This window comes from Rhodococcus sp. 2H158, assembly GCF_053764755.1.
In genome coordinates this window covers 99,006-125,164 of the sequence record NZ_JBSNCE010000018.1, presented here as the reverse complement: position 1 = coordinate 125,164, position 26,159 = coordinate 99,006, and the positions used below count along the sequence as shown (strand labels likewise).

At 70.9% G+C, this 26,159-nt stretch carries 27 protein-coding genes, 1 tRNA gene and 1 pseudogene; 15 read left to right on the top strand and 14 right to left on the bottom strand.

Annotation, left to right across the window (positions count from 1 at the left end):
• The 3 genes and pseudogenes from ACWPOB_RS18755 to ACWPOB_RS18745 all read left to right on the top strand — a co-directional run.
• Positions 1–127, top strand: a pseudogene (locus ACWPOB_RS18755) (acetyl-CoA C-acyltransferase); the annotation flags it as partial.
• Positions 128–222: 95 nt separating this feature from the next.
• Positions 223–594: a DUF3817 domain-containing protein gene (locus ACWPOB_RS18750; protein ID WP_100056992.1), complete on the top strand. Its 372-nt coding sequence runs from the start codon at positions 223–225 to the stop codon at positions 592–594.
• 96 nt (positions 595–690) lie between these two features.
• Positions 691–1,581 carry a tetratricopeptide repeat protein gene (locus ACWPOB_RS18745; RefSeq protein WP_100056993.1) on the top strand — a complete coding sequence of 297 codons (891 nt, stop codon included), beginning with the start codon at positions 691–693 and terminating at the stop codon, positions 1,579–1,581.
• A 56-nt stretch (positions 1,582–1,637) separates the two neighbouring features.
• On the opposite strand, the gene ACWPOB_RS18740 is transcribed toward ACWPOB_RS18745, so the two are convergent.
• From ACWPOB_RS18740 to ACWPOB_RS18730, 3 genes are read right to left on the bottom strand one after another with little or no spacing between them, the layout of a single operon-like run.
• A complete protein-coding gene (locus tag ACWPOB_RS18740; protein WP_455401751.1) occupies positions 1,638–3,077 on the bottom strand; it encodes a metallopeptidase in 1,440 nt (479 codons plus the stop codon).
• 31 nt (positions 3,078–3,108) lie between these two features.
• A complete protein-coding gene (gene glgB / locus ACWPOB_RS18735) occupies positions 3,109–5,307 on the bottom strand; it encodes a 1,4-alpha-glucan branching protein GlgB (protein ID WP_100056995.1) in 2,199 nt (732 codons plus the stop codon).
• Entirely contained in the window at positions 5,304–7,346 is a 2,043-nt protein-coding gene (locus ACWPOB_RS18730) for a maltotransferase domain-containing protein (protein ID WP_455401750.1), read from the bottom strand. The genes glgB and ACWPOB_RS18730 overlap by 4 nt, the downstream gene beginning before the upstream one ends.
• Positions 7,347–7,653: 307 nt before the next feature.
• Here ACWPOB_RS18730 and glgP point away from each other — a divergent pair, with 307 nt between their 5' ends.
• The gene (glgP, locus tag ACWPOB_RS18725) at positions 7,654–10,233 is read left to right on the top strand and encodes an alpha-glucan family phosphorylase (protein ID WP_455401749.1); all 2,580 of its coding nucleotides are present in this window, start codon (positions 7,654–7,656) and stop codon (positions 10,231–10,233) included.
• Here glgP and ACWPOB_RS18720 read toward each other — a convergent pair whose 3' ends face one another.
• The gene (locus ACWPOB_RS18720; RefSeq protein ID WP_100056998.1) at positions 10,234–10,809 is read right to left on the bottom strand and encodes a TetR/AcrR family transcriptional regulator; all 576 of its coding nucleotides are present in this window, start codon (positions 10,807–10,809) and stop codon (positions 10,234–10,236) included.
• Positions 10,810–10,902: 93 nt separating this feature from the next.
• On the opposite strand from ACWPOB_RS18720, the gene ACWPOB_RS18715 reads away from it, so the two are divergent.
• The 3 genes from ACWPOB_RS18715 (at position 10,903) to ACWPOB_RS18705 (ending at position 12,897) form a co-directional block, all read left to right on the top strand.
• Positions 10,903–11,805, top strand: coding sequence for an alpha/beta fold hydrolase (locus tag ACWPOB_RS18715; protein WP_455401748.1), 903 nt, complete (start codon positions 10,903–10,905; stop codon positions 11,803–11,805).
• Between the two features lie 4 nt (positions 11,806–11,809).
• Positions 11,810–12,316: an HPP family protein gene (locus tag ACWPOB_RS18710; protein ID WP_455401747.1), complete on the top strand. Its 507-nt coding sequence runs from the start codon at positions 11,810–11,812 to the stop codon at positions 12,314–12,316.
• A gap of 116 nt (positions 12,317–12,432) precedes the next feature.
• Positions 12,433–12,897: an ATP-binding protein gene (locus tag ACWPOB_RS18705; protein WP_100057485.1), complete on the top strand. Its 465-nt coding sequence runs from the start codon at positions 12,433–12,435 to the stop codon at positions 12,895–12,897.
• Positions 12,898–13,114: 217 nt separating this feature from the next.
• Here ACWPOB_RS18705 and ACWPOB_RS18700 read toward each other — a convergent pair whose 3' ends face one another.
• Entirely contained in the window at positions 13,115–13,312 is a 198-nt protein-coding gene (locus ACWPOB_RS18700; protein ID WP_100057484.1) for an AMP-binding protein, read from the bottom strand.
• A gap of 55 nt (positions 13,313–13,367) precedes the next feature.
• Positions 13,368–13,562, bottom strand: a complete 195-nt coding sequence (locus tag ACWPOB_RS18695; protein ID WP_455401746.1) for a hypothetical protein — start codon at positions 13,560–13,562, stop codon at positions 13,368–13,370.
• A 277-nt stretch (positions 13,563–13,839) separates the two neighbouring features.
• On the opposite strand from ACWPOB_RS18695, the gene ACWPOB_RS18690 reads away from it, so the two are divergent.
• Complete coding sequence (locus ACWPOB_RS18690; RefSeq protein WP_455401745.1) at positions 13,840–14,541, top strand: ANTAR domain-containing protein; 702 nt, start codon at positions 13,840–13,842, stop codon at positions 14,539–14,541.
• Between the two features lie 48 nt (positions 14,542–14,589).
• Here the strand turns inward: ACWPOB_RS18690 and ACWPOB_RS18685 are convergent, their stop codons facing one another.
• From ACWPOB_RS18685 to ACWPOB_RS18670, 4 genes are all read right to left on the bottom strand, one after another.
• Complete coding sequence (locus tag ACWPOB_RS18685; protein ID WP_029542972.1) at positions 14,590–14,793, bottom strand: cold-shock protein; 204 nt, start codon at positions 14,791–14,793, stop codon at positions 14,590–14,592.
• 128 nt (positions 14,794–14,921) lie between these two features.
• The gene (locus ACWPOB_RS18680) at positions 14,922–16,952 is read right to left on the bottom strand and encodes an ATP-dependent DNA helicase (protein WP_100057482.1); all 2,031 of its coding nucleotides are present in this window, start codon (positions 16,950–16,952) and stop codon (positions 14,922–14,924) included.
• A 25-nt stretch (positions 16,953–16,977) separates the two neighbouring features.
• Positions 16,978–17,556, bottom strand: a complete 579-nt coding sequence (locus tag ACWPOB_RS18675) for an isochorismatase family protein (protein WP_100057481.1) — start codon at positions 17,554–17,556, stop codon at positions 16,978–16,980.
• A gap of 5 nt (positions 17,557–17,561) precedes the next feature.
• Complete coding sequence (locus ACWPOB_RS18670; protein WP_455401744.1) at positions 17,562–18,887, bottom strand: nicotinate phosphoribosyltransferase; 1,326 nt, start codon at positions 18,885–18,887, stop codon at positions 17,562–17,564.
• A 68-nt stretch (positions 18,888–18,955) separates the two neighbouring features.
• Between ACWPOB_RS18670 and clpS the strand changes: the two genes are divergently transcribed.
• The 7 genes from clpS to rdgB all read left to right on the top strand — a co-directional run bounded on the left by clpS (position 18,956) and on the right by rdgB (position 24,346).
• A complete protein-coding gene (gene clpS / locus ACWPOB_RS18665) occupies positions 18,956–19,339 on the top strand; it encodes an ATP-dependent Clp protease adapter ClpS (RefSeq protein WP_029542980.1) in 384 nt (127 codons plus the stop codon).
• A 55-nt stretch (positions 19,340–19,394) separates the two neighbouring features.
• Positions 19,395–19,973 carry an oxidative stress transcriptional regulator AosR gene (aosR, locus tag ACWPOB_RS18660; RefSeq protein ID WP_006937528.1) on the top strand — a complete coding sequence of 193 codons (579 nt, stop codon included), beginning with the start codon at positions 19,395–19,397 and terminating at the stop codon, positions 19,971–19,973.
• Positions 19,970–21,076, top strand: a complete 1,107-nt coding sequence (locus ACWPOB_RS18655) for a P1 family peptidase (RefSeq protein ID WP_455401743.1) — start codon at positions 19,970–19,972, stop codon at positions 21,074–21,076. Before aosR ends, ACWPOB_RS18655 begins: the two co-directional genes overlap by 4 nt.
• Positions 21,077–21,413: 337 nt before the next feature.
• The gene (locus tag ACWPOB_RS18650; protein ID WP_050035023.1) at positions 21,414–22,040 is read left to right on the top strand and encodes a rhomboid family intramembrane serine protease; all 627 of its coding nucleotides are present in this window, start codon (positions 21,414–21,416) and stop codon (positions 22,038–22,040) included.
• 123 nt (positions 22,041–22,163) lie between these two features.
• Positions 22,164–22,925, top strand: coding sequence for a cyclic nucleotide-degrading phosphodiesterase (locus ACWPOB_RS18645; RefSeq protein WP_043799009.1), 762 nt, complete (start codon positions 22,164–22,166; stop codon positions 22,923–22,925).
• Between the two features lie 13 nt (positions 22,926–22,938).
• Positions 22,939–23,727 (top strand): ribonuclease PH, encoded by a 789-nt coding sequence (gene rph, locus ACWPOB_RS18640; protein ID WP_006937538.1) that lies wholly within the window; start codon positions 22,939–22,941, stop codon positions 23,725–23,727.
• A gap of 10 nt (positions 23,728–23,737) precedes the next feature.
• Entirely contained in the window at positions 23,738–24,346 is a 609-nt protein-coding gene (rdgB, locus tag ACWPOB_RS18635) for an RdgB/HAM1 family non-canonical purine NTP pyrophosphatase (RefSeq protein WP_455401755.1), read from the top strand.
• 104 nt (positions 24,347–24,450) lie between these two features.
• Here rdgB and ACWPOB_RS18630 read toward each other — a convergent pair whose 3' ends face one another.
• The 4 genes from ACWPOB_RS18630 to ACWPOB_RS18615 form a co-directional block, all read right to left on the bottom strand.
• The gene (locus ACWPOB_RS18630) at positions 24,451–24,837 is read right to left on the bottom strand and encodes a DUF3817 domain-containing protein (RefSeq protein WP_029542990.1); all 387 of its coding nucleotides are present in this window, start codon (positions 24,835–24,837) and stop codon (positions 24,451–24,453) included.
• Positions 24,834–25,253: a transcriptional regulator gene (locus tag ACWPOB_RS18625; protein WP_100057969.1), complete on the bottom strand. Its 420-nt coding sequence runs from the start codon at positions 25,251–25,253 to the stop codon at positions 24,834–24,836. Before ACWPOB_RS18625 ends, ACWPOB_RS18630 begins: the two co-directional genes overlap by 4 nt.
• 69 nt (positions 25,254–25,322) lie before the next feature.
• A tRNA-Leu gene (locus ACWPOB_RS18620) sits at positions 25,323–25,407 on the bottom strand.
• A gap of 47 nt (positions 25,408–25,454) precedes the next feature.
• Positions 25,455–25,937 carry an HNH endonuclease signature motif containing protein gene (locus ACWPOB_RS18615; protein ID WP_080688517.1) on the bottom strand — a complete coding sequence of 161 codons (483 nt, stop codon included), beginning with the start codon at positions 25,935–25,937 and terminating at the stop codon, positions 25,455–25,457.
• Between the last annotated feature and the right edge of the window lie 222 nt (positions 25,938–26,159).

Genomic DNA, 26,159 nt, shown 5'->3' with positions numbered 1-26,159 from the left:
CGGGGCCCGGATCGTGCTGCATCTGGCGCTCGAACTGGCCCGCCGCGGCGGCGGTGTCGGGGCCGCGGCCCTGTGCGGCGGCGGCGGCCAGGGCGACGCCCTCATCGTCCGCGTCCCCAAGACGTAGATCGCGTCCACTACTCTCGTCACCGCCCCCGCGCATCGCGTGGGGGCGGTGACGTCTCTCACAGCAACGACAGCTCGTCGTAGCCGATCGGCACAATGGTGTGCATGGCGAACTTCTTCGATCTCAGCACCCCGGCCAAGCGGTTCCGCTTCGTCGCCGTCCTCGAGGCCTTCACCTGGGCCGGCCTGCTCGTCGGCATGGCGTTCAAGTACCTGCCCGAGAACGGCAACGAGATCGGGGTGAAGATCTTCGGCCCGCTGCACGGCGGCGTGTTCGTCGCCTTCGTCCTCGTCGCCCTCGTCACCGCGCGGGCACTGAAGTGGAACCTGGTCACCACGGGCCTGGCCCTGATCTCGTCCGTCCCGCCGTTCGGCACGATCGTCTTCGAATGGTGGGCCGTGCGCACCGGCCGGCTCGCGGAACTGTCCGCGCAAGCGCGTCCGGCCGACGCGCCCGCACTCGCCTGACCTGCTGTCCCCTGTCGCGCGGAACGTGACAGACTGGACGGCGTGACTCGACCAGGTTCCCGTCCTGCAGCACGTTCCGCCGCGACCGCCGCGGCGATGTCCGGCGCGGTGGATCTCGCGCCCCTCAAGGAGCGGTCTACCGCGCCCCCACCTCCGTCGCAGCCCGGCTCCGGCACCGGCCCCCAGTCCGGTTTCACGCCCGTCGTCGACGTCACCGAGGCCACCTTCGAGGCCGAGGTGCTGCAGCGCTCGATGCAGGTCCCCGTCATCGTGGACCTGTGGGCCACCTGGTGTGGCCCGTGCAAGCAGCTCTCGCCGGTCCTCGAGAAGCTGGCTCACGAGGGCGGCGGCAACTGGGTCCTCGCGAAGGTCGACGTGGACGCCAACCCGCGGATCGCGCAGGCGTTCGGTGTGCAGTCCGTGCCGACCGTCGTCGCGATCGCCGCCGGTCAGCCCCTCGCCGACTTCCAGGGCGTGCAGCCCGAACCGCAGCTTCGGCAATGGCTCGCCGCCATCCAGGACGCGGTCGCCGGAAAGCTGTCCGGCCCGCCCGGCGCCGAGCCCGTGGAGGAGCAGGAGGATCCGCGGTTCGTCGCCGCCGAGCAGGCCCTCGAGGCAGGGGACCTGGCCGGTGCCGAGGCGGCGTACGAGCTGATCCTGAACTCCGAGCCCGCCAATGCCGACGCCCTGGCGGCGCTGCGGCAGGTCCGGTTCCTCGCCCGCGCTCAGTCGGCGCCCGAGGACGCGATCGCCGCGGCCGACGCCGCCCCGGCCGACCTCGAGGCGCAGCTCGCCGCGGCCGACGCCGAACTGTTCGCCCAGCAGCCCGAGGCCGCCTTCACCCGGCTGATCGGGTTCGTCGCCCGCAGTGCCGGCGACGAGAGGAACACAGCCCGCACGCGGCTGCTGGAGCTGTTCGAGCTGTTCGATCCCGCCGAGCCGTTCGTCGTCACGGCGCGCCGCAGGCTGGCGTCGGCGCTGTACTGATCGGTTCCCGACCCGCGGGGGGCGGTCCGGCTTCCCGGCCCGCCACCGCGCGTCGGTCAGTGGTAGCGGCCCGAGCAGGCGGCCTCGCCGCCGAGAACCCCGGTGCGGAACGCGTCCACCCGGGAGAATCCGCTCGGCACGGTGTTGCCGTTGACGTCGCTGGCGGCGAGGCCGTCGGTCAGCAGGCCGGAGACCGCCTCGTCCAGATCGCCCGGCGACAACCACACCATGTCCTCGGCCGGTTGGGCGCCGGTGCTGTCGGGGCTCAGCTCCGCGCTGATCACGCCGGCGAGGCAGGCAGCCCGCAGCGCCGTCTGGGCGTCGACGAGCGACTGGCCGGCCGCGTTCTGCACGGCCAGGGCGTATCGGGAGGCGAGCAGCACGTAGGCGGCGTAGTCGCCCCGCACGTCGGTCGTGATCCCCCCGGCGCCGGTCTGCAACGGGGTACCGCGGTCCGCCAGCTCGTCGACGTCCACGCCGATGGTGTTGGTGGCGGGACAGTACGACACCGGCGACGTGGCCTTCGCGTCCGGACAGCCGAGGTCGGCGCCGGACAGGTCGAGTTCCGGTTGCTCCGGCAGATCGAATACCCGGCGGAACGAGGCCATCAGCGCCTCCACCGACTCCTCGGTCACGGGGAGTTCGCCGTCGTCGGAGCTGTCGAAGAACTGCGGCAGATCGGCGCGCCGGGACTCGATCTCGGCGGAGTCGATGCGGGTGCACGATCCCGCACCGTCGGTGAAGCCGATTTGGAACGCGGTGACGCGTTCGAATGCCGATCCGTGGATCGCGCCCGGGTCGTTGGGGTCGCTGTCGCGGAAGGACACCATCGACGCCAGCACCGAGTTCAGCCCGTCCGAGGTGTTCAACCGGAAGTGCTCCGAGTTGCCGGCGGCGACGTGCCGCATGAAGGCGCCCGCGAAGCAGTCCGCCTGCTGCTCGAACACGATGCCCGGATCGTCCTCGGCGACCGTTCCGGCCTTGAACTGGACGGCGTGCCCGTATTCGTGGGCGAGCACCGTCACGGCCGCCATGGGACCGAATGTCTCGATGAGCTGCGGCATCAGGTAGGTGCGGTCCCAGCCGATGACGTCGTCGCGGTTGCAATACGCGGCGTTGATGAACTCGAAGGTGGATTCGCCGCAGAACTTCGGGCCGCGCTCGTCGGGATCCCACGAGGCGATCGTGCCGACGGGCTCGAACCCGCCCCGGGCGATGCGCGGGAACTCCTCGTTCCAGTAGGCCTCGATGTCGGCGACGGCGTTGCCGGCGAGGACGTCGACGTCCCCGCCGTCCGAGTTCTCGATCGTCACCTGCGCGTCCGGGGCGGCGGGCCGCGGGCCGCTCGGGCCCGAGGACACCGGCAGGCCCGCCACCGAGAACGGGTTGTCGTAGATGGAGACGGCGGTGCCCTCGACGCGAGCGGCACATCCGGCGAGCAACATCACGGCCAGTGCCGGTACCGCGAGGCGGAACGGCAGCCGCGTCCGAGTCACCTGTTCTTCTCCTGTCGTCCGAGGACGGCGGTCACCGCTGCAACGTCAGCCAGATCGCACCGTAAGCAGGCAGCGTCACCTCCGCCGACGCCGGGCGCCCGTGCCAGGAGCGTGCCGTGGCCGTCACGGCGCCGAGGTTGCCGACGCCGTTGCCCTGGTAGGCCGTCGAATCCGTGTTGAGGATCTCCGACCACTGTCCTGTTTCGGGTAGTCCGACACGATAGTCCGAATGCGTCGATCCGGAGAAGTTGAACAGGCAGGCCACGACCGAACCGTCGCTCCCGTGACGGAGAAAGCTCAGCACGTTGTTCGCCGAGTCGTTGGCGTCGATCCACGAGTACCCGCTCGGCGAGGTGTCCAGCGTCCACAGGGCGGGGTGCTCACGGTAGATCCGGTTGAGGTCGGCGACGAGCCGGTACACGCCCTGGTGCAGCGGTCCGTTGTGCGGATCGTCGAGCTGCCACCAGTCCAGGCCCCGCTCCTCGGACCATTCCGCGGTCTGGCCGAACTCCTGCCCCATGAACAGCAGTTGCTTGCCGGGGTGGGCCCACATGTACGCGAGCAGGCCGCGCAGGCCGGCGGCCTGCTCGCGGTCGCCGCCCGGCATCCGGGTCCAGAGCGTGCCCTTGCCGTGCACGACCTCGTCGTGGCTGATGGGCAGGACGAAGTTTTCACTCCAGGCGTACACCAGCGAGAAGGTGATCTCATGGTGGTGGTATGTGCGATGCACCGGGTCCCGGCCGATGTACCCGAGGGTGTCGTGCATCCATCCCATGTTCCATTTCATGGAGAACCCGAGCCCGCCCGCGTGGGTGGGCCGGGTGACGCCGGGCCATGCCGTGGACTCCTCGGCGACGGTGACGACGCCGGGGTGGAGCTTGTGCACGGTGGCGTTCATCTCCTGCAGGAAGGCCACCGCCTCGAGGTTCTCCCGGCCGCCGTACACGTTGGGTGTCCAGCCGCCCTCGGGCCGCGAGTAGTCGAGGTACAACATCGAGGCGACGGCGTCGACGCGCAGGCCGTCGATGTGGAACTCGTCGATCCAGTACAGCGCGTTGGCGACGAGGAAGTTGCGCACCTCCCGGCGGCCGAAGTCGAAGACGTAGGTGCCCCAGTCCAGCTGCTCGCCACGCCGGGGATCCGGGTGTTCGTAGAGGGCGCTGCCGTCGAAGCGGGCCAGGGCCCACTCGTCCTTCGGAAAGTGGGCGGGCACCCAGTCCACGATCACGCCGATGCCGGCGGCGTGCAGCCGGTCGACGAAGGCACGGAACTCGTCGGGCGTGCCGAAGCGGGCGGTGGGGGCGTAGTACGAGGTGACCTGGTATCCCCACGATCCGCCGAAGGGGTGCTCGGCCACCGGCAGCAGCTCGACGTGGGTGAAGCCGGCCGCCGCGACGTACTCGGCGAGCTGGTCGGCCAGCTCCCGGTATCCGAGACCGGGACGCCACGAGCCGAGGTGCACCTCGTAGACGCTCATCGGTTCCTGCCACGGCCGCGAGTCGGCCCGGGCGGCGAGCCACGCGTCGTCGCCCCACTCGTAGCTGCTGTGGTTCACCACCGAGGCCGTCGCCGGCGGCACCTCGGTGGCGAACGCCATCGGGTCGGCCTTGTCCAGGACCGAGCCGTCGCGGCCGTGGACCCGGAACTTGTACAGCGCGCCCGGCTCCACGTCGGGCAGGAACAGTTCCCACACGCCGCTGGAGCCGAGGACCCGCATCGGCGCGAGCCGGCCGCTCCAGCCGTCGAAGTCGCCGACGACCGTGACGCCGCGCGCGCCGGGTGCCCACACCGCGAACGACGTGCCGCGGACCGTGCCGTCGGGGGTCTCGTACGACCGCGGATGCGCCCCGAGGATCTCCCACAGCCGCTCGTGCCGGCCCTCGGCGAACAGGTGCAGGTCCAGCTCCCCGAGCGTGGGCAGGAACCGGTACGGGTCGGCGACGACGACGGTGTGCTCGAACGGGTAGGTCACCACGAGCCGGTAGTCCGACAGGTCGTGCACCGGGACGAGCGCGCTGAACACATCGTGGCCGAGAGGCTCGAGTGGGTGATCGATGCCGCCGATGCGCGCCGCCACCTTCTCCGCGTGGGGACGCATGGCCCGGATGATCGTGCCTTCCGGATGCGGGTGGGCGCCGAGCACCGAGTGTGGATCGTGGTGCTCGCCGGCCGCCAGCCGGGCGAGGTCGTGCGGGTTGGGGGAGTGGCGTCGAGTCGGGGGCACTGTCACGAGTTGCTCCTGTAGGCGAGGGTGGTTCGCGTCGGTACACCGATCGGCGGCAGCGCCAGGATGTGCGCCACCGCGCGCCAGGGTTCGAGCCGGACGAAGTTGGCCTGGCCCCACGAGTACTGCGCGCCGGACACCTCGTCGAACACCGTGAGCTGGTCGTGCCATTCGTGGCCGAGCGCCGGCATGTCCAGCCAGACGGTGCCCTGCTCGGCGCCGAACGGGTTGAGGTTGATTACGGTGAGGACCGAATCCCCGGTCCTGGGATCGAATTTCGAGTACGCGATGAGGGCGTCGTTGTCGACGTGGTGGAAGTGGATGTTGCGCAGCTGCTGCAGGGCCGGGTGGGCGCGCCGGATCCGGTTGAGCGTGGCGATCCACGGCTCGAGGGATTCGCCGCGGCGGCGGGCCTCGTCGAACCGTCGCGGACGCAGCTGGTACTTCTCCGAGTCGAGGTACTCCTCGCTGCCGGGTCGTAGCGGGACGTGTTCGTAGAGTTCGTAACCGGAGTACACCCCCCACGACGGGGCGAGCGTGGCCGCGAGGGCCGCGCGCAGGGCGAACATTCCGGGCCCGCCGTGTTGCAGCGACTCGTGCAGGATGTCGGGCGTGTTGACGAACAGGTTCGGGCGTGCCTCGTCCGCTTTCGCCGCGATCTCGTGTCCGAATTCGGTCAGCTCCCACTTCGCCACGCGCCAGGTGAAGTACGTGTAGGACTGCGTGAACCCGCGTCGGGCGAGGCCGTACATGCGGGCGGGACGGGTGAAGGCCTCGGACAGGAACAGCACGTCGGGATCGGTGCGCTTGACCTCGGCGATCAGCCACTCCCAGAAGTTCGGCGGCTTGGTGTGCGGGTTGTCGACCCGGAAGATCTTGACGCCGAAGCTGATCCAGTGCCGCACCACGCGCAGCACCTCGGTGTAGATGCCGTCCGGATCGTTGTCGAAGTTGACCGGATAGATGTCCTGGTACTTCTTGGGCGGGTTCTCGGCGTAGGCGATCGTGCCGTCCGGCAGGACCGTGAACCACTCGGGATGCTCCTTCGCCCACGGGTGGTCCGGGGCGCACTGCAGCGCCAGATCGAGGGCCACTTCGAGGTCGAGTTCACGCGCCCGGGCGACGAAGGCGCGGAAGTCGTCCTCCGTGCCGAGCTGCGGGTGGATCGCGTCGTGGCCGCCCTCGTCGGAGCCGATGGCCCAGGGGGAGCCCACGTCGTCCGGGCCGGCGGTGAGGGTGTTGTTCGGTCCCTTGCGGTTGACCTTGCCGATCGGGTGGATGGGCGGCAGGTACACCACGTCGAAGCCCATCGCGGCGACCCGCGGCAGTTCCTCCGCGGCGGTGGCGAAGGTGCCGTGCCGTGGCGTGCCGTCCTCGTTCCACCCGCCCGTCGAGCGGGGGAAGAACTCGTACCAGGAACCGAACAGGGCCCGTTCCCGATCGACCACGGCGGTGTACGCCTTCCCACGGGTGATCAGCTCGCGCAGCGGATTGGCCCGCAGGATCTCGGTGATGTCGGCGGCGAAGGCAGGGGCGATCCGGTCGGCGAGCGGCCGCTCCGAACGCAGCGCCGCGGCCACGGCGAGCAGGGCCGGCCGGTTGGGGCGCGGCGCGGTCTTCGCGGCCTTCTCGAACAGGCGGGCGCCGATCTCGATGTCGTTCGCCAGGTCCTCCGGACCCTGGCCGGCGTCGACCTTCGCGTCCACGGCGTGCCGCCACGTGGTCACCGGATCGCTCCAGGCCTCCACCCGGTACGTCCACAGTCCCGGACTGGTGGGGGTGAACACGGCGTGGAAGGTGTCGGGCGCCTCGCCGGGAACCATCGGGATCCGGATCAGCTTCCCTTCGCTCTCCGGGTCCGATCCCGGCCCGCGCACGGCCAGGGTGGCGGCGACGGCGTCGTGGCCTTCTCGCCACACCACTGCCGACACGGGAACCACCTCCCCGACAACGGCCTTGACCGGATGTCGCCCTCCCGAGATGTCGGGACGGACATCGTCGATGCCGAGGCGGCCTGTCGCGCTGGCTCCGATTCGACCTGTCACGCTCGCTCCGTTCCGTCTGTCATGCCGGCTCCGTTTCCCTCGCACGGACTGCTGACGAGCCTTCGGATGCGGCCCGTCCCCAACCGTAGTGGAGGTACGCACCGCCGTCCCCTCATGCGACGCGCAATGTCGTCGACGCCCGGCGATTGCTGTTACCCGGGGTCGACGCGACTGAACGAGCGAGCCCTGTGGCGCCGTGCGCCGCGGGGCTCCGCCGCGTCCGCTCGCCGGGAACGCGGCCCGGCCGCGGACGGCCGCCGCATTTGCCGGTCTTCCCGACCGGCGGAATGTCGGTAGTCTTCCCGGGGTGAGAGCCTTGCGTCGGTTCACCGTACGAGCCCACCTTCCCCAGCGGCTGGCCGGACTGGGCCCGCTCGCCGTCAACCTGCGCTGGTCGTGGCACACGCCCACGCAGGACCTGTTCGCCTCGATCGACTCCGCGCTGTGGCGTCGCGTCGAGCATGACCCGGTGCGGATGCTCGGCGAGGTGCCGCCGGCCCGTCTCGACGCGCTCGCCGCGGACGAGGAGTTCCTCGCACGGCTCGACGCCGAGTCGGCCGACCTCGACGACTACCTCTCGAGGCCGCGCTGGTACCAGCACCAGCAAGAGGAGGGCACCGAGCTGCCGTCCGGCATCGCCTACTTCTCCATGGAGTTCGGTGTTTCCGAGGTTCTGCCGAACTACTCCGGCGGCCTCGGCATCCTGGCCGGCGACCACCTCAAGGCGGCCTCGGACCTCGGCCTGCCGCTCATCGGTGTCGGCCTGCTCTACCGCTCCGGCTACTTCCGTCAGTCCCTGACCGCCGACGGATGGCAGAGCGAGCACTACCCGAACTACGACCCGCAGGGCCTGCCGCTGCGGCTGCTGACCGAGGCCGACGGCACCCCTGCGCTGATCCAGGTCGCCGTGCCCGGCAATCGCACCCTCACCGCCCGGGTGTGGATCGCCCAGGTGGGCCGCGTCCCGTTGCTGCTGCTCGACTCGGACATCGCCGAGAACGACGAGGAACTGCGCGGGGTCACCGACCGCCTCTACGGCGGCGACCAGGACCATCGGATCAAGCAGGAGATCCTGGCCGGGGTCGGCGGGGTGCGCGCCGTCCGCGCCTACACCCGGATCGCGGGACTGCGCGATCCCGAGGTGTTCCACATGAACGAGGGACACGCCGGGTTCCTGGGCGCCGAACGCATCCGCGAACTGGTCACGAGCGCCGGTCTGGACTTCGACGAGGCGCTCGCCGCCGTGCGCGCCGGCACCGTCTTCACCACCCACACCCCGGTTCCCGCGGGCATCGACCGCTTCCCGGCAGAACTCGTCCGGCACTACTTCTCCGGTCCGAACGGCGAGAACGAGTCGGCGCTGCTGCCCGGCCTGGGGGTGGACCGCATCCTTTCCCTCGGCCGGGAATCGGACCCCCGTGTGTTCAACATGGCCCACCTGGGTCTGCGGCTCGGCCAGCGCAGCAACGGCGTGTCGAAGCTGCACGGCCGGGTCAGCCGCGAGATGTTCGTGGGCCTGTGGCCCGGCTTCGACGCCGGCGAGGTGCCGATCGGGTCGGTCACCAACGGCGTGCACGCCCACACCTGGGCCGCCCGCGAGTGGCTCGAGTTCGCCAACCGTCTCGCCGGTCCCGACCGGGTCGAGGAGGCCAAGGGCTGGGAACTGCTGCAGACGGTCGAACCGCGCGAGCTGTGGGCCACCCGCAACACGTTGCGTGCGCAGCTGGTGGAGGAGATTCGTCGGCGGCTGCGCCGGTCCTGGCTCCAGCGTGGCGCCACCGAGGCCGAACTCGGCTGGGTGGACGGGGTCTTCGATCCGCACGTACTCACCGTCGGCTTCGCCCGCCGGGTGCCGACCTACAAGCGGCTCACCCTGATGCTGCGCGACCCGGAACGACTGCGGGCCCTGCTGCTCGACGAGGAACGCCCCGTGCAGCTGGTCGTCGCCGGCAAGAGCCACCCGGCCGACGACGGCGGCAAGGCACTGATCCAGCAGGTGGTGCGGTTCGCCGATGCCGCCGACGTGCGGCACCGCATCGTTTTCCTACCGGACTACGACATGTCCATGGCCCGGTACCTCTACTGGGGCTGCGACGTGTGGCTGAACAACCCGCTGCGCCCGCTCGAGGCGTGCGGCACCTCCGGGATGAAGTCGGCCCTCAACGGCGGGCTCAACCTCTCCATCCGCGACGGCTGGTGGGACGAGATGTACGACGGCGAGAACGGCTGGGCCATCCCCACCGCCGACGGTGTGATCGACGAACACCGCCGCGACGACCTCGAGGCCAGCGCCCTGTACGAGCTGCTCGAGCGGTCGGTCCTGCCGCGGTTCTACGACCGGGACGGCAGCGGTGTGCCCACCCGCTGGATCGAGATGGTGCGGCACACGCTCCAGAACCTCGGTCCGAAGGTGCTCGCCTCCCGCATGGTCCGGGACTACACCGTGCAGTACTACGCGCCGGCCGCCGCGGCCGCGCGCAAGGCGGTCGCCGACGGGTTCGCCGGGGCGCGGGAACTCGCCCACTACCGGCGCCGCGTCGAGGCGGCATGGCCGGCCGTGCGGGTGGCTCAGGTCGACAGCGCCGGACTGCCGGACATCCCGGAGATCGGCTCCAAGCTGGCCCTGACCGCCCACGTGTACCTCGACGGTCTCCGGGTGACCGACGTGGTTGTACAGGCCGTCGTCGGCCGGGTCGGGGCCGACGACACCCTGTCCGACGTGGTGACGGTGCCGATGCGGCACACCGGCACGGACTCGCTGGGCGAGGTCTTCGAGGTCGAGGTCGCGCTGCCGATGGCCGGGTCGGTCGGCTACACGGTGCGGGTGCTGCCGCATCACGAGCTGCTCGCGTCGGACGCCGAACTCGGCAAGGTCGTGCTCGCCTAGCTAGCCCTCCGCTCCGGGCCCGCGGTCGCTCGCGTCGAGCAGGACGCGCGCGGCGTCGCGGGCCTGCCGGGCGACGGCGGGAGAACCGGAGATCGCCGCCGTCGCCATCGCTCCGTTGGCCAGGATCGCCAGCTGGTCGCCCAGTTCTGGGGGGCTGCCCGCGTCCGCCACGAGTCCGCGCAGGTAGCGCCGGAACGCGTCCTTGTGCGTGCGTGCGATCTCGGCGACGTCGCCGGAGATTCCGCCGAGTTCGCCGAACGTGTTGATGAACGTGCAGCCGCGGAAGTCGCTGCAGGCGAACCATTCCTCGAGAAAGTCGAACACCGCGAGAACCCGCTCGCGCGGATCGGTGCGGGCGTCGACATACCGGCGCAGATCCGTCAGCACGGTGTGGTCGCGCCGGGTCAGAACGGCCTCCACGAGCCGGTCCTTGGCGGGGTAGAGCTGGTAGAGCCGCTTGAGCGACACCCCGGAGCGGGACCGGATCGTGTCCATTCCGACGGCCTGGATGCCGTGCTCGTTGAACAGTTCCTCGGCGGCATCGAGCAGCCGGGTCTGCGCGGTGTCCGCGTCCATCGGGCCCCTCCCTCTTGCATCGAGAACCATCGTTCTCTACGCTACACCACGTACCGGAGAACGCTCGTTCTCCGACCGATCCGAGGAGGACCCATGTCCGCTTCCGCTGTCCGCCACCGCACCGAGACCATCGACGGGCTCGACGTCTCCTACCGCGAGGCCGGGGACCCGGGTGCGCCGGCTCTCGTTCTGCTGCACGGCTTCCCGTCCAGCTCGCACATGTTCCGCAATCTGCTCGGCGAGCTCGCCGACGAGTACCACCTCGTCGCCCCCGACCACATCGGGTTCGGGCGATCGGCGATGCCCGCCGTCGACGAGTTCGACTACAGCTTCGACCGTCTCGCGCAGATCACCGCCGCGCTGCTCGACCGGATCGGGCTGACCCGCTTCGCCCTCTACCTCCACGACTACGGCGCCCCGATCGGCCTGCGGATCGCGGCCGAGAACCCCGAGCGCGTCACCGCGCTGATCACCCAGAGCGGCAACGCCTACCGCGAAGGGTTCACCCCGTTCTGGGAGGTCCTCTTCGCCCACGCACAGGACCGCGCCGCCCACGAACCCGCCGTCCGTGCCCTCCTCGAGCCCGAGGCGACCCGGTGGCAGTACGTCCACGGTGTCCCCGAGGGCCGGCTCGACCGGATCGCCCCGGAAGCCTGGCTGCTCGACCAACTGGGCCTCGATCGGCCCGGCAACAAGGAGATCCAGCTCCAGTTGTTCTGGGACTACCAGTTCAACCTCGACGCGTACCCGGCGTTCCAGGAGTACTTCCGCGCCTGGCGGCCGCCGACCCTGGTGGCGTGGGGTCGCGGCGACGAGATCTTCGGTCCCGCCGGTGCGGAAGCATTCGCCCGCGACCTCCCCGACGCGGAGATTCACCTGCTCGACGCAGGCCACTTCGCACTCGAGACCCACGGGCCGGAGATCGCGAACCTCGTCCGCGGATTCCTGGGTCGCACTCTGAGACCGGCCGCACACTCCGAGACCGAAGGAGAGTAATCGGATGCCACCGCTTCTCGGTGATGCACCGGACGGGTCCCGCCGTGCCCTGGCCGCCGCCCTCGCCCCGGGGGCCGTCGCGCTCGGCGCGGCCGGCGCGCTCGCCGCCCTCGAGAACCTCGCACACTGGGCGGTGTTCGGGCTGCCGTACGTCGCGTCCGCAGCCCTCATCGCCCTCGCACCCGGCACCCCGGCCGCCCGGCCCGGAGCGATCGTGCGGGCCTACCCCGCGGCCGCGGCCGCGGCGTTCGCCGTCGCGGCCGTCGCCGGTCCGTCGCAGGCAGGAGCCGCCGTCGCAGCGGGACTCGCGGTCGTCGCCATGGCGCTGCTGCGGGCGCCGCATGTGCCCGCCGCGGTGTGTGCCGGGGCGATCGGGCTCACGGACCCGGGGATCGGCTACGTGGGAACCACGCTGGTGCCGGCGCTCCTCGTCGTCCTCGGCGTCGCGACCGTCGCCGGGCGGGTGCTGCCCGGATTCGTCTACCCGGCGCGGGTCGCCCGTGCCGGCTGACCGGTACGGTCGCCCGTCGCTGTGCGCACGCCCTCGCTTCGAGGTATAGGACCGCGCGGCGGTGGGTATACACCCGATGCGTCCGACCGAGGACGCATCGGAATTCGAGGAGGAGGATGCACTCGCGACACGCCTCTCAGGCGTTCACATCGACCGGGTTGTTCTACCGCGGGGTCCGCGCCGAGCCGGGCCAGGTGACGATGCTCCGGCAGGCCCTGGACCGGTGGCTGGACCGCCTCCACCTCGAGGTCGAACTCGGGCAGGATGTGCTGCTGGCCAGCTACGAAGCGCTGGCCAATGCCGTCGAGCACGCGTATCCCGACGGGTACGGGGATCGTGTCGGCGCGGTCGACCTGGAGGCCGTCTATCGACCGGGGGAACGCTCCGTCGAAGTGATCGTCACCGATCACGGCCGGTGGCGCACCCCGGAGGATCCGTCCGGCGACAGCTGCCGCGGCCACGGGCTCGCGCTGATCCGGACCCTGACGTCGCACACGGACGTCGTCACCGTCCCCAACGGCACCTCGGTCTCGATGAAGTGGGACGTCTCGACCTCGCCCGCGCTCGTCGGGGCGCCGTGACCCGGCAGTGACGCATCAGCCGTGCCCCGGCTGTGACGCATCAGCCGTGCCCCGGCTGTGACGCATCAGCCGTGCCCCGGCTGTGACGCATCAGCCGTGCCCCGGCTGTGACGCATCAGCCGTGCCCCGGCTGTGACGCATCAGCCGTGGCCCGGCTGTGACGCATCAGCCGTGGCCCGGCAGTGACGGACCACCGACGCCGGGAGAACGTCGGCGGTCAGCTCCTGCGGCCGCGCCGGCTCGACGCCCATCCGGGGCGCCGGGGCGAGGCCGCGGTGGCCCTGCGATCGTCACCGGTCACGGTGCTCCCGTGGTCGTCCGCGAACATCGCGTCGATACGAGCCTTGATCTCGGCCGTGCTCATCGCCGAACCCGGGACGGGGCTCCGGTCGGCGACGTGATTCGGGTGGTTCATCGGTTCCTTGCTCGGGTGGGCCCGGGAGGGCCGTCGGAGTCGGTGGTCGGCGAGGTCAGGAGCGGATCATCACCGCTGCGACCGCGACCGTCGCCACCGTGAGAAGGGCGGCCAGCACGCCGAGGGTGAGGGATCGGCTGATCGCGACGGCCAGCCCGCAGGAGAGGGTGCCGGCACCGACGACGATGGACGGTACCGAGAGCAGCGGCGAGTTGTCGCTGTGGAGAGCCGGAGGAGCGAGGTGAGCCATGGGTGTTCCTTCTTCGCGGATCGTGTCCGGGAGGTACACCTGCTCGGAGCGACGGGCAACCGGGCCTCGAGCGGTGTTCTCCCGAAAACCTGTCCACACGATTCGTGGAGAGTGAGAGAGGAGCACCGGGGGTCGGGGCGGCTCCGATTCGGGCGTCGCCGGGATCTGGGGCGGACGCTCTGTGTACCAGGATATGTGATGTGACGCATGCGACGCCACCCAAGAACTGTGATGTGTGTCACTATCGAGGGTGTTGCCGACCGGAGGGGGCGCGCCGGTGTTCGACCAGGACGAGTTCATGGCGGTGCTGTCGCGGTTCGCGCGCCTGCTGCCCACCCCCTACGACGTCGGCGCAGCGCTCGACGAGCTCGTCGACGGCGTGACCGCCGTTCTGGGCCTTATCGGTTGCGGCGTGAGCCTGCAGTGCGAGGGCCGGCTGCAGTTCGTCACCGCGGCCGCCGAGGTGGTGGGGGAGATGGAACGCTGCCAGGAGGAGGCCGGGGTGGGGCCGTGCCAGTACGCGTTCGATCGTGGCGAGCCCATCGCGGTCGCCGACGTGCGGACACGATCGGACCTGTGGCCGGACTACGCCGAGAAGGCCCGCGAGCACGGGATCGCGGCGGTGGCCGGCATACCGATGCAGCTCGCGGACGATAAGATCGGCGCTCTCGACCTGTACGCGTGCGAACCGCGCGAATGGGCGGATCGTGAGATCGCTGCGGCGCAGATCTTCGCAGACATGGCCACCGGCTACATCGTCAACTCCAACAAGCTGCGGCAGCACGAGCAGCTGAACGCGCAACTGCAGACGGCGCTCGATTCGCGCATCGTCATCGAACAGGCGAAGGGCATCATTGCCCACGCCCGGAGCACCACCCCCGACGAGGCGTTCCGGCTCATCCGCGGCCACGCCCGCAGCAACCAAGCACCCGTGCGGTCGGTTGCCAAGGCGATCGTCGAGGTGGGCCTGCGGGTCTGATCACCGGGTGCCGGGTCTGATCACCGGGTGCGGCGGCGGCCGCGGTTCTCACACCGGTCGGACGTTCTCCGCCTGAGGTCCCTTCACACCCAGTCCGATCTCGAACTCGACGCGCTGACCCTCTGTCAGCGAGCGGAAGCCCGTCCCCGCGATCTCCGAGTAGTGGACGAAGATGTCGGGCCCGCCGCCCTCCTCCGCGATGAACCCGAACCCCTTCTCCTCGTCGAACCACTTCACAACGCCCTGTGGCATATCCGAAAAGCCCCCTGTCCCTGCGACCCTCGACTCCGGCGCCTGCGCCTCCTTCGATGCTGCCGCGAAACGGCCGGAAATTCCGGGAAAGTCGTGAACGTTTCGGGATCGGACGCGTCGCGGCTCGGTCAGCCCCGCAGACGGACGAGCGCCTTGCGCACCACCCGCGGATCGGCGGTCTCCCAGAACGGCGGCAGCGACGCGCGCAAGTACCCGCCGTACCGTGCGGTCGCCAGGCGGGGATCGAGCACCGCCACGACACCCCGATCGTCCGTGCTGCGCAACAACCGGCCCACGCCCTGCGCGAGCAGCAGCGCGGCGTGGGTGGCCGCCACCGACAGGAAGCCGTTGCCCCCGCGCGCCTCCACCGCCCGCTGCCGCGCCACCAGCAGCGGGTCGTCCGGTCGCGGGAACGGGATCCGGTCCAGGATCACCAGCGACAGCGACGGTCCCGGCACGTCCACGCCCTGCCACAGCGACAGGGTCCCGAACAACGACGTCGGTTCGTCGGCCGCGAACTTCTCCACCAGTGCGCCGGTCGCGTCCTCGCCCTGGCACAGGACCGGCGTGTCCAGGCGCTCCCGCATCGCCTCCGCCGCCGCCTTCGCGGCGCGCATCGACGAGAAGAGCCCGAGCGTGCGGCCGCCGGCGGCCTCGACCAGCTCCGCGATCTCGTCCAGGTACGCGGGGGAGAGCCCGTCGCGGCCGGGGGCCGGCAGGTGCTTGGCGACGTACAGGATGCCGGAGCGGGCGTGATCGAACGGCGACCCCACGTCCAGGGAATTCCACCGCAGGTCCCCGTCGTCCGACGGTGGTTCCGTCCCCGACGCCGCGCCGGTGTCGCTGCGTGCCGGCGACTCCGGCGGCAGCCCCCAGTTGACGGCGAGCGCGTCGAACGAGCCGCCCACCGTCAACGTCGCCGAGGTCAGGACGACCGTCGACGCGGCGAACAGCCGGGACCGCAGCAGTCCGCCGACGGACAGCGGCGCCATCCGCACCGTGTGGCGGGTGTTGCCGCGGAACTCGTCGGCGGCGTGCCAGACGACGTCCCGGCGGGCAGCGGGATCCGTCTCCTCGAAGGCGGTCAGCACGCGAACCGCGCAGTCGTGCACCTCGTCGACGTCCGCCAGCGCCTGGTTACGGGCCGCGGCGGCCTCGGCGTCGAGCCCCGCCTTGGGTGGTCCGATCGCCGTGCGCACGGCCCACGCCGCGTCGCGGATCGCGGCCAACGCCGCGCCCGCGCCCTCGGGCAACTCGTCCCACCGCCCCGGCGGCAGCTCCTCGAGCAGCGCCTCCCAGTTCTCGGCGGCCCCCTCGAGCCGGTCGACGTCCTCGTCCTCGATCAGCTTCACGCAGCGCCGCGCCGCGGCCGAGACGGTGCCGCCGGACAGCTCCGCCGTTGCCACCCCGGTGACGCGGTCCACGAGTTCGTGCGCCTCGTCGACCACCACCACGTCGTGCTCGGGCAGGATCGAGATCCCGCTGATCGCGTCGATCGCCAGCAGCGCGTGGTTGGTGACGACCACGTCGACCTGCCCGGCCTCGGCCCGGGCGATCTCCGCGAAACAGTCCTCGCCGACCGGGCACCGCGACTTGCCCAGGCACTCGCGGGCGGTGACACTCACCTGACGCCACGCCTGATCCGACACGCCGGGGACGAGGTCGTCGCGGTCGCCGGTGCCGGTGGTCGACGACCACTCCGTGATCCGACGCACCTCCCGGCCGATCCGCGACAGGGCGAACGCGTCGAACAACTGGTCGTCCGCAGGCGGCTCCTCGGCCAGGCCGGTGTGGATCTTGTTCAGGCACAGATAGTTCCCGCGGCCCTTGAGGATCGCGAAGCGGGGGCGCCGGCCCAGCGCCGACTCCAGCGCGCCGGCCAGCCGCGGCAGGTCCCGGTCCACCAGCTGACGCTGCAACGCGATCGTCGCGGTGGAGACCACCACCGTCCGGCCCGTCTGCACCGCATACCGCACGGCCGGCACGAGATAGGCCAGCGACTTGCCGGTGCCGGTGCCGGCCTGGACCGCGAGGTGCTCGCCGGTGTCCAGCGAATGCGCCACGGCCGAGGCCATGGTCAGCTGGTTGCGCCGTTCCTTGCCGCCCAGCGCGTGCACCGCGGTGCGCAGCAGTTCCGGCACATTCGGGAGTTCGGGCACCGCGTCAGGGTACTGGGCACCACCGTCAGGTTCGCGGCCCGACCTGTCCGACCAGGTCCACGCCCGCCTCCCGGAGCGCCGAGAGCGCCGACTCGACGGTCGCCTCGCTCACCCCGGCCGTGTACGGCAGCAGCACCCGCGTGTCGAACCCGGCGGCGTTGGCATCGAGCGCGGTCGCCCGCACGCAGTGATCGGTGGCGATACCCACGATGTCGACCGCGGTGACCCCGTGCCCGCGCAGCCACTCGTCGAGGGACTCGCCCGTGTCGTGGCTGCCCTCGAAGCCCGAGTACGCGGCCTCGAACGCCCCCTTGGAGAAGACCGCCTCCACGCGGGTGGTGTCGAGGGCCGGATGGAACTCGGCACCCTCGGTTCCCGCCCGGCAGTGCGGCGGCCACGAGTCCACGAAGTCCGGCTCGTCGGCGAAATGCGCACCCGGATCGACGTGGTGATCCCGGGTGGCGACCACGTGCCCGTAGTCCTGCGCGTGTGCGGCCAGATACCGGCTGATGTCCGCGGCGACCGCGGCGCCGCCGGCCACGGCCAGCGACCCGCCCTCACAGAAGTCGTTCTGCACGTCGACGATGACCAGCGCCCGCGACAACGTCCTCACCTCACGAATCGGGTCGGCACCGCGGCCTCGCCCGCCGACAGGGTCAGGGCCTCCCACGGGAGACTGATCAGCCCGTGCGCGAGCAACGCCCGGCTCTCCTCCAGCGTAGGCCCGCCGTCGGCCCGCTCGCCGTTGCAGACCAGCGGAACCATCAGCTCGTGCACCACCTCGCCGTCGCCCGCCGGTACGGGCGCGTCCGCCGGGTAGATCACCTCTTCCACCAGCGTGCCGGTCGGGCGGGCGAACCGCACCGCCCGCTTGGCGCCGCCCCGGGACTCCTTGTGCGCGCTGCGCTTCTCCACCGGGATGCCGTCGACCTCGACCAGCTTGTAGACCATCCCGGCCGTGGGCGCGCCCGAGCCGGTGACCAGCGACGTCCCGACGCCGTACACGTCGACCGGCTCGGCGCGCAGACCTGCGATCGAGTACTCGTCCAGGTCACCCGACAACACGATCTTCGTGTTCGTCGCACCCAGGCCGTCGAGCTGCTCCCGCACCTGCCGGGCCAGCACGCCGAGATCGCCCGAGTCGATCCGCACGGCCCCGAGTCCGGTGCCGGCCACCTCCACGGCCGTGCGCACCCCGTTGGTGATGTCGTACGTGTCCACCAGCAGCGTGGTCCCCACCCCGAGCGTCTCGACCTGGCTCCGGAACGCCGCCGCCTCGTCGCGGCCCGCCCGGGTGGTGTGGACGAGCGTGAACGCGTGCGCCGCGGTACCCGTGCCCGGCACCCCGTACCGGCGCACCGCCTCGAGATTCGACGTCGCGTCGAAGCCCGAGAGGTACGCCGCCCGCGCACACGCGACCGCAGCCTCCTCGTGGGTGCGGCGCGACCCCATCTCGATCAGCGTGCGGCCGTCCGCGGCGCTGACCATCCGCGCCGCCGCCGACGCCACCGCGCTGTCGTGGTTGAGGATCGACAGGATCAGGGTCTCGAGCAGGACGCACTCGGCGAACGTGCCGCGCACCGCCAGCACCGGCGAACCGGGGAAGTAGAAGTCGCCCTCCCGGTAGCCCTCGATGTCGCCGGAGAACCGGTAGCCGCGCAACCACTCCACGGTCGAGGCGTCGAGGAACCGTCCCGCGACGGCCAGTTCCTCCTCGCCGAAGTGGAACGTCTCCAGCGCATCGATCAGCCGGCCGGTCCCACCGACCACGCCGTACCGGCGCCCGGGCGGCAGACGCCTCGCGAACACCTCGAACGTGCAAGGGCGGGAACCGGTGCCGTCCGCGAGCGCGGCCTCGAGCATCGTCAGCTCGTAGACGTCCGTGAACAGGGCGGTGCTCGCCGTCGCGGTGCGCGGCAGAAGGGAATCGGGCACCCGATCACTGTAGAGCGCGGGCCGGGATGCGGCTGTATTGCCGGGCGCCGACGCCGTACCCTGGAGACATGGCGACGTGTTCCCCGACAAGCCCGTTCGGCACCGCCCCCCCGGAGCCGTCCGACGCAGTCACCGTGGCCTCGTTTCCCGCCGTCACCATGGCGGCAGGGCAGGCAATGCCGGCGGAAGCCGAAACCGTCGAGGAGATCGAAGCAGTCGACCGGCCCTGGGTCACCGTCGTGTGGGACGACCCGGTCAATCTCATGCACTACGTCGCGTACATCTTCCAGAAGCTGTTCGGGTACAGCAAGGCCAAGGCCACCGAGCTGATGCTCAAGGTGCACAACGAAGGCAAGGCGGTCGTCTCGAGCGGCTCGCGTGACAAGATGGAACACGACGTGCAACGCCTGCACGCCGCCGGGCTGTGGGCGACGATGCAGCGGGCCGAGTGACCGGCCGCCCGCTCGCCGACCATCCCGACCGCGAAGCCAGGAGGAGCCGACCGACGTGCGGCAGTGGAGCAGGAAGAACTCGCTCGGAGGCGTGAAGCTGCGATCCGAGATGGACGCACACGAGGCGTCGGTGCTGCGCTCGCTCGTCGCATCCGTACTCGGCATGCTCGAGGAACGCGCCGCCGGCGCCCCGCAGGACGACCTCGCCGCCCTCACCGGCCTGCGCACCGGCAACTGCACCCCGCCGGACGTCCCCGCCCTGCAACGGCTGCTGCCCGACTTCCACCGGCCCGACGCCGACGCCACCGTCCATCCCGACGACGAATCCGCCGACCTCAACGGTGCCCTGCGCAGCCTGCACGAACCCGACATCATCGACGCCAAGCTCGCCGCCGGAGCCGTCATCCTGCGCACCGTCCCCGAATCCGGCGGCAAGGTGGTGCTCAGCCCCGAACAGGCCGATGCCTGGCTGTACGGGCTCAACGACCTCCGGCTGGCCCTCGGCACCACCCTCGGCATCGACGACGACACCCCCGAGACGCTCGACGAAGACGACCCGCGGGCCCCGCACCTCGACGTCTATCACTGGCTGACCTGGATGCAGGACTCCCTCGTCCAGGCGCTGCTGCCGTGACGGCCACGCCCGGACCCACCGACTCGCTCACCGACGTCGCCGGCCTGCGCGTAGGGCACTGGCAGGCCCTCGACGCCGACGTCACCCTCGGCTCCGACCACGCCTTCGGTACCGGGCGGGCCACCGGATGCACCGTCGTCGTTCCCGACCGTGCCGTCACCGCCGCCGTCGACGTCCGCGGCGGCGGGCCCGGCACCCGCGAAACCGACCTGCTCGACCCCAGCCACTCCGTCCAGCGCGTCGACGCGGTGCTCCTCACCGGAGGCAGCGCCTACGGTCTCGCCGCCGCCGACGGCGTGATGCGGTGGCTCGAGGAACAGGGCCGCGGCATTCCGATGGGGCCGCCGGGGGCCGTGGTGCCCATCGTGCCGGGCGCGGTCGTCTTCGACCTGCCCGTGGGGGAGTGGACCGCCCGGCCCACCGCCGACAGCGGATACCGGGCCGCCGCGGCCGCCGGCACGACCGTCGCCCGCGGCACCGTCGGCGCCGGAGTCGGCGCACGCGCCGGCACCCTCAAGGGCGGCATCGGCACCGCGAGCCTGTTCCTGACCGAGGGCCCCGCCGCCGGCGTCACCGTCGCAGCCCTCGTCGTCGCCAACCCCGTCGGAGCCGTGTTCGACCCCGAGACCGGCCTGCCCTGGGGCCTCGGCCCCGCCCGGGCCGCCCAGCTCGGGCTCGTCGCCCCCACCGCAACCGACCTCGCCGCCGCCACCGCCCTCGCACCCAAGGGCACCGCCCTCAACACCACCATCGGCGTCGTCGCCACCGACGCCGACCTGACCGCCGCCGCCTGCCGCCGTGTCGCCGTCGCCGGGCACGACGGCCTCGCCCGGGCCGTCCGCCCCGCCCACTCACCCCTCGACGGCGACACCCTCTTCGCTCTGGCCACCGGCACCGCGACGCCCCCCGGAGCGAGCCGACCGATCCCGGAGGCCTTCGCGCCCGAACTACCCGTGCTGGCCGCCGTGTGCGAGGCGGCCGCCGAGGTCGTCCAGCGCGCCGTCGTCGACGCGGTGCTGCAGGCCACCGCGGTCGCGGGCATCCCCGCCTATCGCGACGTGTTCCCCTCCGCCTTCACGGCCGGGATTCCCACGTCACGCTGAGGGCTGCGCTGAGGACTCAGCGTGACGTGCCCTCCGATACGCGCTTCATCTGGTCGCCGCAGCAGATCTCCGAATGCGGCATCCCCTCGGTGCAGGGGCACGGCTTCTCGTAGACGATCTGCGCGCCGCACTTCTCACAGGCGTAGCGATCTCCGACGTTTCTCGGCACGACTGCCTCCCGGGTCCGACGGTGCCTCCCACAGTAGCCACCGGGCCTCCGGTCGACAGGGCTTTCACGGCGAATCCCGACCGGCGTCGCGCACGTGTCGAGCGGTGCGCACGTCGGTAGGCTCGAAAGCCAGGAACACAGCGCAGGACACACGCGAAGGGCGAGCGCATGACCGTACCCGACGGTTCCCGTCCCGGGCCCCGGCCCGTCTGGCAGCGCGCGGCGCTCCTGATCGCCGGATTCGTCGCCCTGCTCTACGGCGTCGAAGCCGTCGACGCCGCCGCGCCCGCCGACCTCGACTCCGCCGGTATCGAACCGAGAACCGCCGACGGGCTGTGGGGCGTGGCGTTCGCCCCCGTGCTCCACGCCGACTGGGCGCACCTGAGCGCCAACACCATTCCGCTGCTCGTGCTCGGCTTCCTCGTGCTCGTCTCCGGCATCGGCCGCGGTCTGGCCGCCACCGCGATCATCTGGGTGGTCGGCGGGCTCGGCACCTGGCTCACCGCCGGGTCCGGCTTCGTGCACATCGGCGCGTCGATCCTCGTCTTCGGATGGCTCACCTACCTGATCACGCGCGGCATCTTCACCCGGCAGTCGAGCCAGATCGTCATCGGGGTGATCGTGCTGTTCGTCTACGGCAGCATCCTGTGGGGCGTGCTGCCCAGCGATCCGCGCGTCTCCTGGCAGGGGCACCTCTTCGGCGCCGTGGGCGGCGTCCTGGCCGCCTGGCTGCTCTCCGCCGACGAGCGTCGCCGCCGCCGCCCGCCGGCCGTGCCGACCTCCTCGTTCGGGTGAGACGCACCCCCGCGCAACAACTGACCGATCGGTAGGCTCACAGCGTCGGCGCAACTGTGACATCTCTCGATCAAAACCTGCGTTGGCTTCGTCGCAGCCACAGGGACGTGGCAGCATGACCCCATGCGCATGACCGTCCTGGGGTGTTCCGGCAGCGTGGCCGGGCCGGATTCCGCCGCGTCGGGCTACCTGATCACCGCCCCGGGCACCCCGCCCCTGGTGATCGACTTCGGTCCCGGCGTCCTCGGGGCCCTCCAGCGCTACGCCGACCCCGGTGAGGTCTCGCTGCTGCTCTCGCACCTGCACGCCGACCACTGCCTCGACATCCCCGGCCTGCTCGTCTGGCGGCGCTACTCCCCGAACCGCCCCACCGGACGCACCCTCGTCTACGGCCCCTCGGACACCAGCGTCCGCATCGGCGCCGCCTCCGCCGAGATCGCCGGCGAGATGGACGACGTCAGCGACACCCTCGACGTGCGCCCCCTCGCCGACGGCGAAGCCTTCCGCTTCGGCGCACTCACCATCCACCCCGGCCGGGTCAACCACCCGCCCGAGGCCTACGGATTCCGCATCACCAGCGACTCCGGGCGCACCGTCGTCTACACCGGCGACACCGGCATGTGCGACGAGGTCGTCGAGCTCGCGCGCGGCGCCGACGTCCTGCTGTCCGAGGCCTCGTGGACCCACGCACCCGACGACCGCCCCGACGGCATCCACCTCTCCGGGGCCGAGGCCGGCATGCTCGCCGCTCGCGCCGAGGTGGGCGAGTTGCTGCTCACCCACATCCCGCCGTGGACCTCGCGCGAGGACGTCATCGCCGAAGCCAAGGAGCAGTACTCCGGGCCCGTCCACGCGGTGTCCGCCGGGGACGTCTACCCCATCTAATAGGCTCGTCCGGGTGACCACACGAGAAGACGGCAGAGCGGACGACGAACTCCGCCCCATCCGGATCACCCGAGGATTCACCAACCACCCCGCGGGCTCGGTGCTCGTGGAATTCGGCCAGACCCGCGTCATGTGCACCGCCAGCGTCGAAGAGGGCGTGCCGCGCTGGCGCAAGGGCTCCGGTCTCGGCTGGCTCACCGCCGAATACGCGATGCTCCCCGCCGCCACCCACACCCGCAGCGGACGCGAATCCGTCAAGGGCAAGCTCGGCGGCCGCACCCAGGAGATCAGCCGCCTCGTCGGCCGCGCCCTGCGCGCCTGCATCGACCTCGCCGCCATCGGCGAGAACACCATCGCCATCGACTGCGACGTCCTGCAGGCCGACGGCGGCACCCGCACCGCCGCCATCACCGGCGCCTACGTGGCCCTCGTCGACGCCGTCGCGTGGCTGAGCGCGGCGGGCCGGCTCACCGACCCGCAGCCGATCTCGTGCGCCATCGCGGCCGTGAGCGTCGGTGTCGTCGACGGCCGCGTCCGCCTCGACCTGCCCTACGAGGAGGACGTGCGCGCCGAGGTCGACATGAACGTCATCGCCACCGACACCGGCACCCTCGTCGAGGTCCAGGGCACCGGCGAAGGTGCGACGTTCGCCCGGTCCACCCTCGACAAGATGCTCGACTCCGCGCTCGCCGGCATCGCCGAACTGTGCGAGATCCAGAAGCAGGCGCTCGACGCCCCCTACCCGGGCACGCTGCCGCAGCCCGTGACACCCGAGCGGACCAGGAAGAAGTTCGGTGTCTGACAGGGTGCAGGTGCTCGTGGCAAGCCGGAACGCGAAGAAACTGCGCGAACTGCAGCGCGTCCTCGACGCCGCCGGGATCGAGGGGATCGACCTCGTCGGACTCGACGCCGTGCCGCCCTACGACGAGGCGCCCGAGACCGGCGCGACGTTCGAGGAGAACGCGGCCGCCAAGGCGCGCGACGGCGCGACGGCGACCGGAATGCCGTGCGTCGCAGACGATTCCGGACTCGAGGTCGATGCCCTCAATGCGATGCCCGGGGTGCTCTCCGCCCGGTGGTCGGGGCGGCACGGCAACGACCACGCCAACACCGAACTGCTGCTCGGGCAGCTGCAGGACGTTCCCGACGAGCGCCGCGGCGCGGCATTCGTCTCCGCCTGTGCCCTCGCCGTCCCCGGTGACGACGGCGAGATCGCGGTGCACGTCGTGCGCGGTGAGTGGCGCGGCTCCATCGTCCACAGCCCGCGCGGCGCCAACGGTTTCGGCTACGACCCGGTGTTCCGGCCCGAGGGGGAGGAGCGCACCGCCGCCGAGCTCAGCGCCGAGGAGAAGGACGCCTCGTCGCACCGCGGACGCGCACTGGCACGATTGGTGCCCGATCTCGCAGCGCTCGCCCGCTGACGCCCGCCGCCGCGGCGCGAAGCCTGCGCTCCCACGCGAAACAAGAAGCCGCCCACGCAATCGCGTGGGCGGCTTGCTGTTTCGCGCGCCGATCGGCCGGCCGGTCAGACGCCGAAGTCGGCCTTGACCTGTTTCGTGCGCTGGTGCTCGACGAAGAACGACAGGAACGGGATCGTGCCGGCGAGGAGGGTGCCGATCGTGCGGCCCGCGGGCCAGCGCACCTTGATCGCCAGGTCGAGTGTGAGCACGAGATACACCGCGTAGACCCAGCCGTGGACCACGGCGATCCAGCCGGGGACGTTCTCGACCTTCAGGATGTACTTCGCGACCATCTCGCCGGTGAGCACGAGCAGCCACACGCCGGTGATCCAGGCGAGCGCGCGGTACCGCGTCAGGGCCGAGGCAATCTTCTTCCGGTCGGCTTCCGGACGGGACTGCGGCGCGGTCGAACCGCTCGTCTGGTCGGGTGCCTGCTCGGGGGTCGTGCTCACTGAGCGCTCCTATCGGACCTGCGCGCAAGCTGCGCGAGGTAATCGTTGTACTCCAGCATCTGCCGAGCCTCCGGGTCGTCCGGATCGACGGCCGCGCTCGGATCGAGCCCAGTGCGGGGCCGCTGGGGGAGGAGATCCTCGGGGATCTCGGTGGGTTCCTTCGGTTCCGACGCGCGCGGCGCACCCGTGGCCTGGCTCTCGGCGTCCTCGGTCTCGAGTTTCACAAACCGGCGGTAGGCGTAGACGCAGAAGAAGGCGAAGGCGGGCCACTGCAGGGCGTAGCCGAGGTTCTGGAACGTGCCGCCCACGGCCTCGAACCGTGTCCATTGCCAGAAACCCAGACCGAGACAGCCGGCCGCGGCGACCGCCACCAGTACGACGAGGGCAAGGCGACGCGGCGGACGGTTCTCGGACACGTCATCAAAAGTACCCGAGCGGCCCCTCGACCTGCCAAGAGCGGTCGGGGGGCCGTGGGCGAGGTCACGTGGTGCGCGAGGGGGGACTTGAACCCCCACGTCCGAAGACACGGCGTTCTAAGCGCCGCGCGTCTGCCTGTTCCGCCACTCGCGCCTACCAGCGTCACCATACGCGACTACATCCGTCCTTCCTCGCTCGACCTATCGGGCGCCAAAGCGTTTTCTCGCGGCCCAGGTCGGGGTTTGGCTGTGGCAGTTGGGGCACAGGAAGCGGATGTTCTCCGGACGGGAATCATTCGGGTTCCCATCGATGTGGTCGACATGGAGCGTTATCGGGTAGTCGCACCATTCAGTGCCGATGCCACACCCCTCGCATTTGTAGGGACGACCGGACTCGATGAGGGCGCGGCGGAGCAGATTCGGTCTCTGTCGGGGAGCGCCGGTCGGTTTGCAGACAAGCACCTCCCTCCATGCGAGACGGTTCAGGGCATGACTGCCCTTGGTGTGCGCCGATCCGGTGAAGTGCGACGTGTCGATGCCCAGCCGTTTGATCCGGCGACTGAGGTGATGGTGCGAACCCCCGCTCGGCACCAGGCCCAAGTAGCGCATTACCCCCGCAACGCTCGTCGAGTTTCGGACCGCATCCTCGAGGACTTCCCGTGTGTACTTCGTCGACCGTCCCATCATCCCCCCTGAATCGAATGTATGTTCGATGCGCGGGACTGTATCGGACGGCGCCGACAAATTGCCGAAAGTGCCCTCATGCACGCGTTTCGCGGTCAGTCAAGATGGTAACGATTGCGTAACGATCAACCTGAGGGATTCCTCAGGTTGATGGACGTCCATGTAGCCGCGCAGCCTGCGCGGACTCTCCCTACCAACCGGTCACTTCTCCGACCTGCTGTG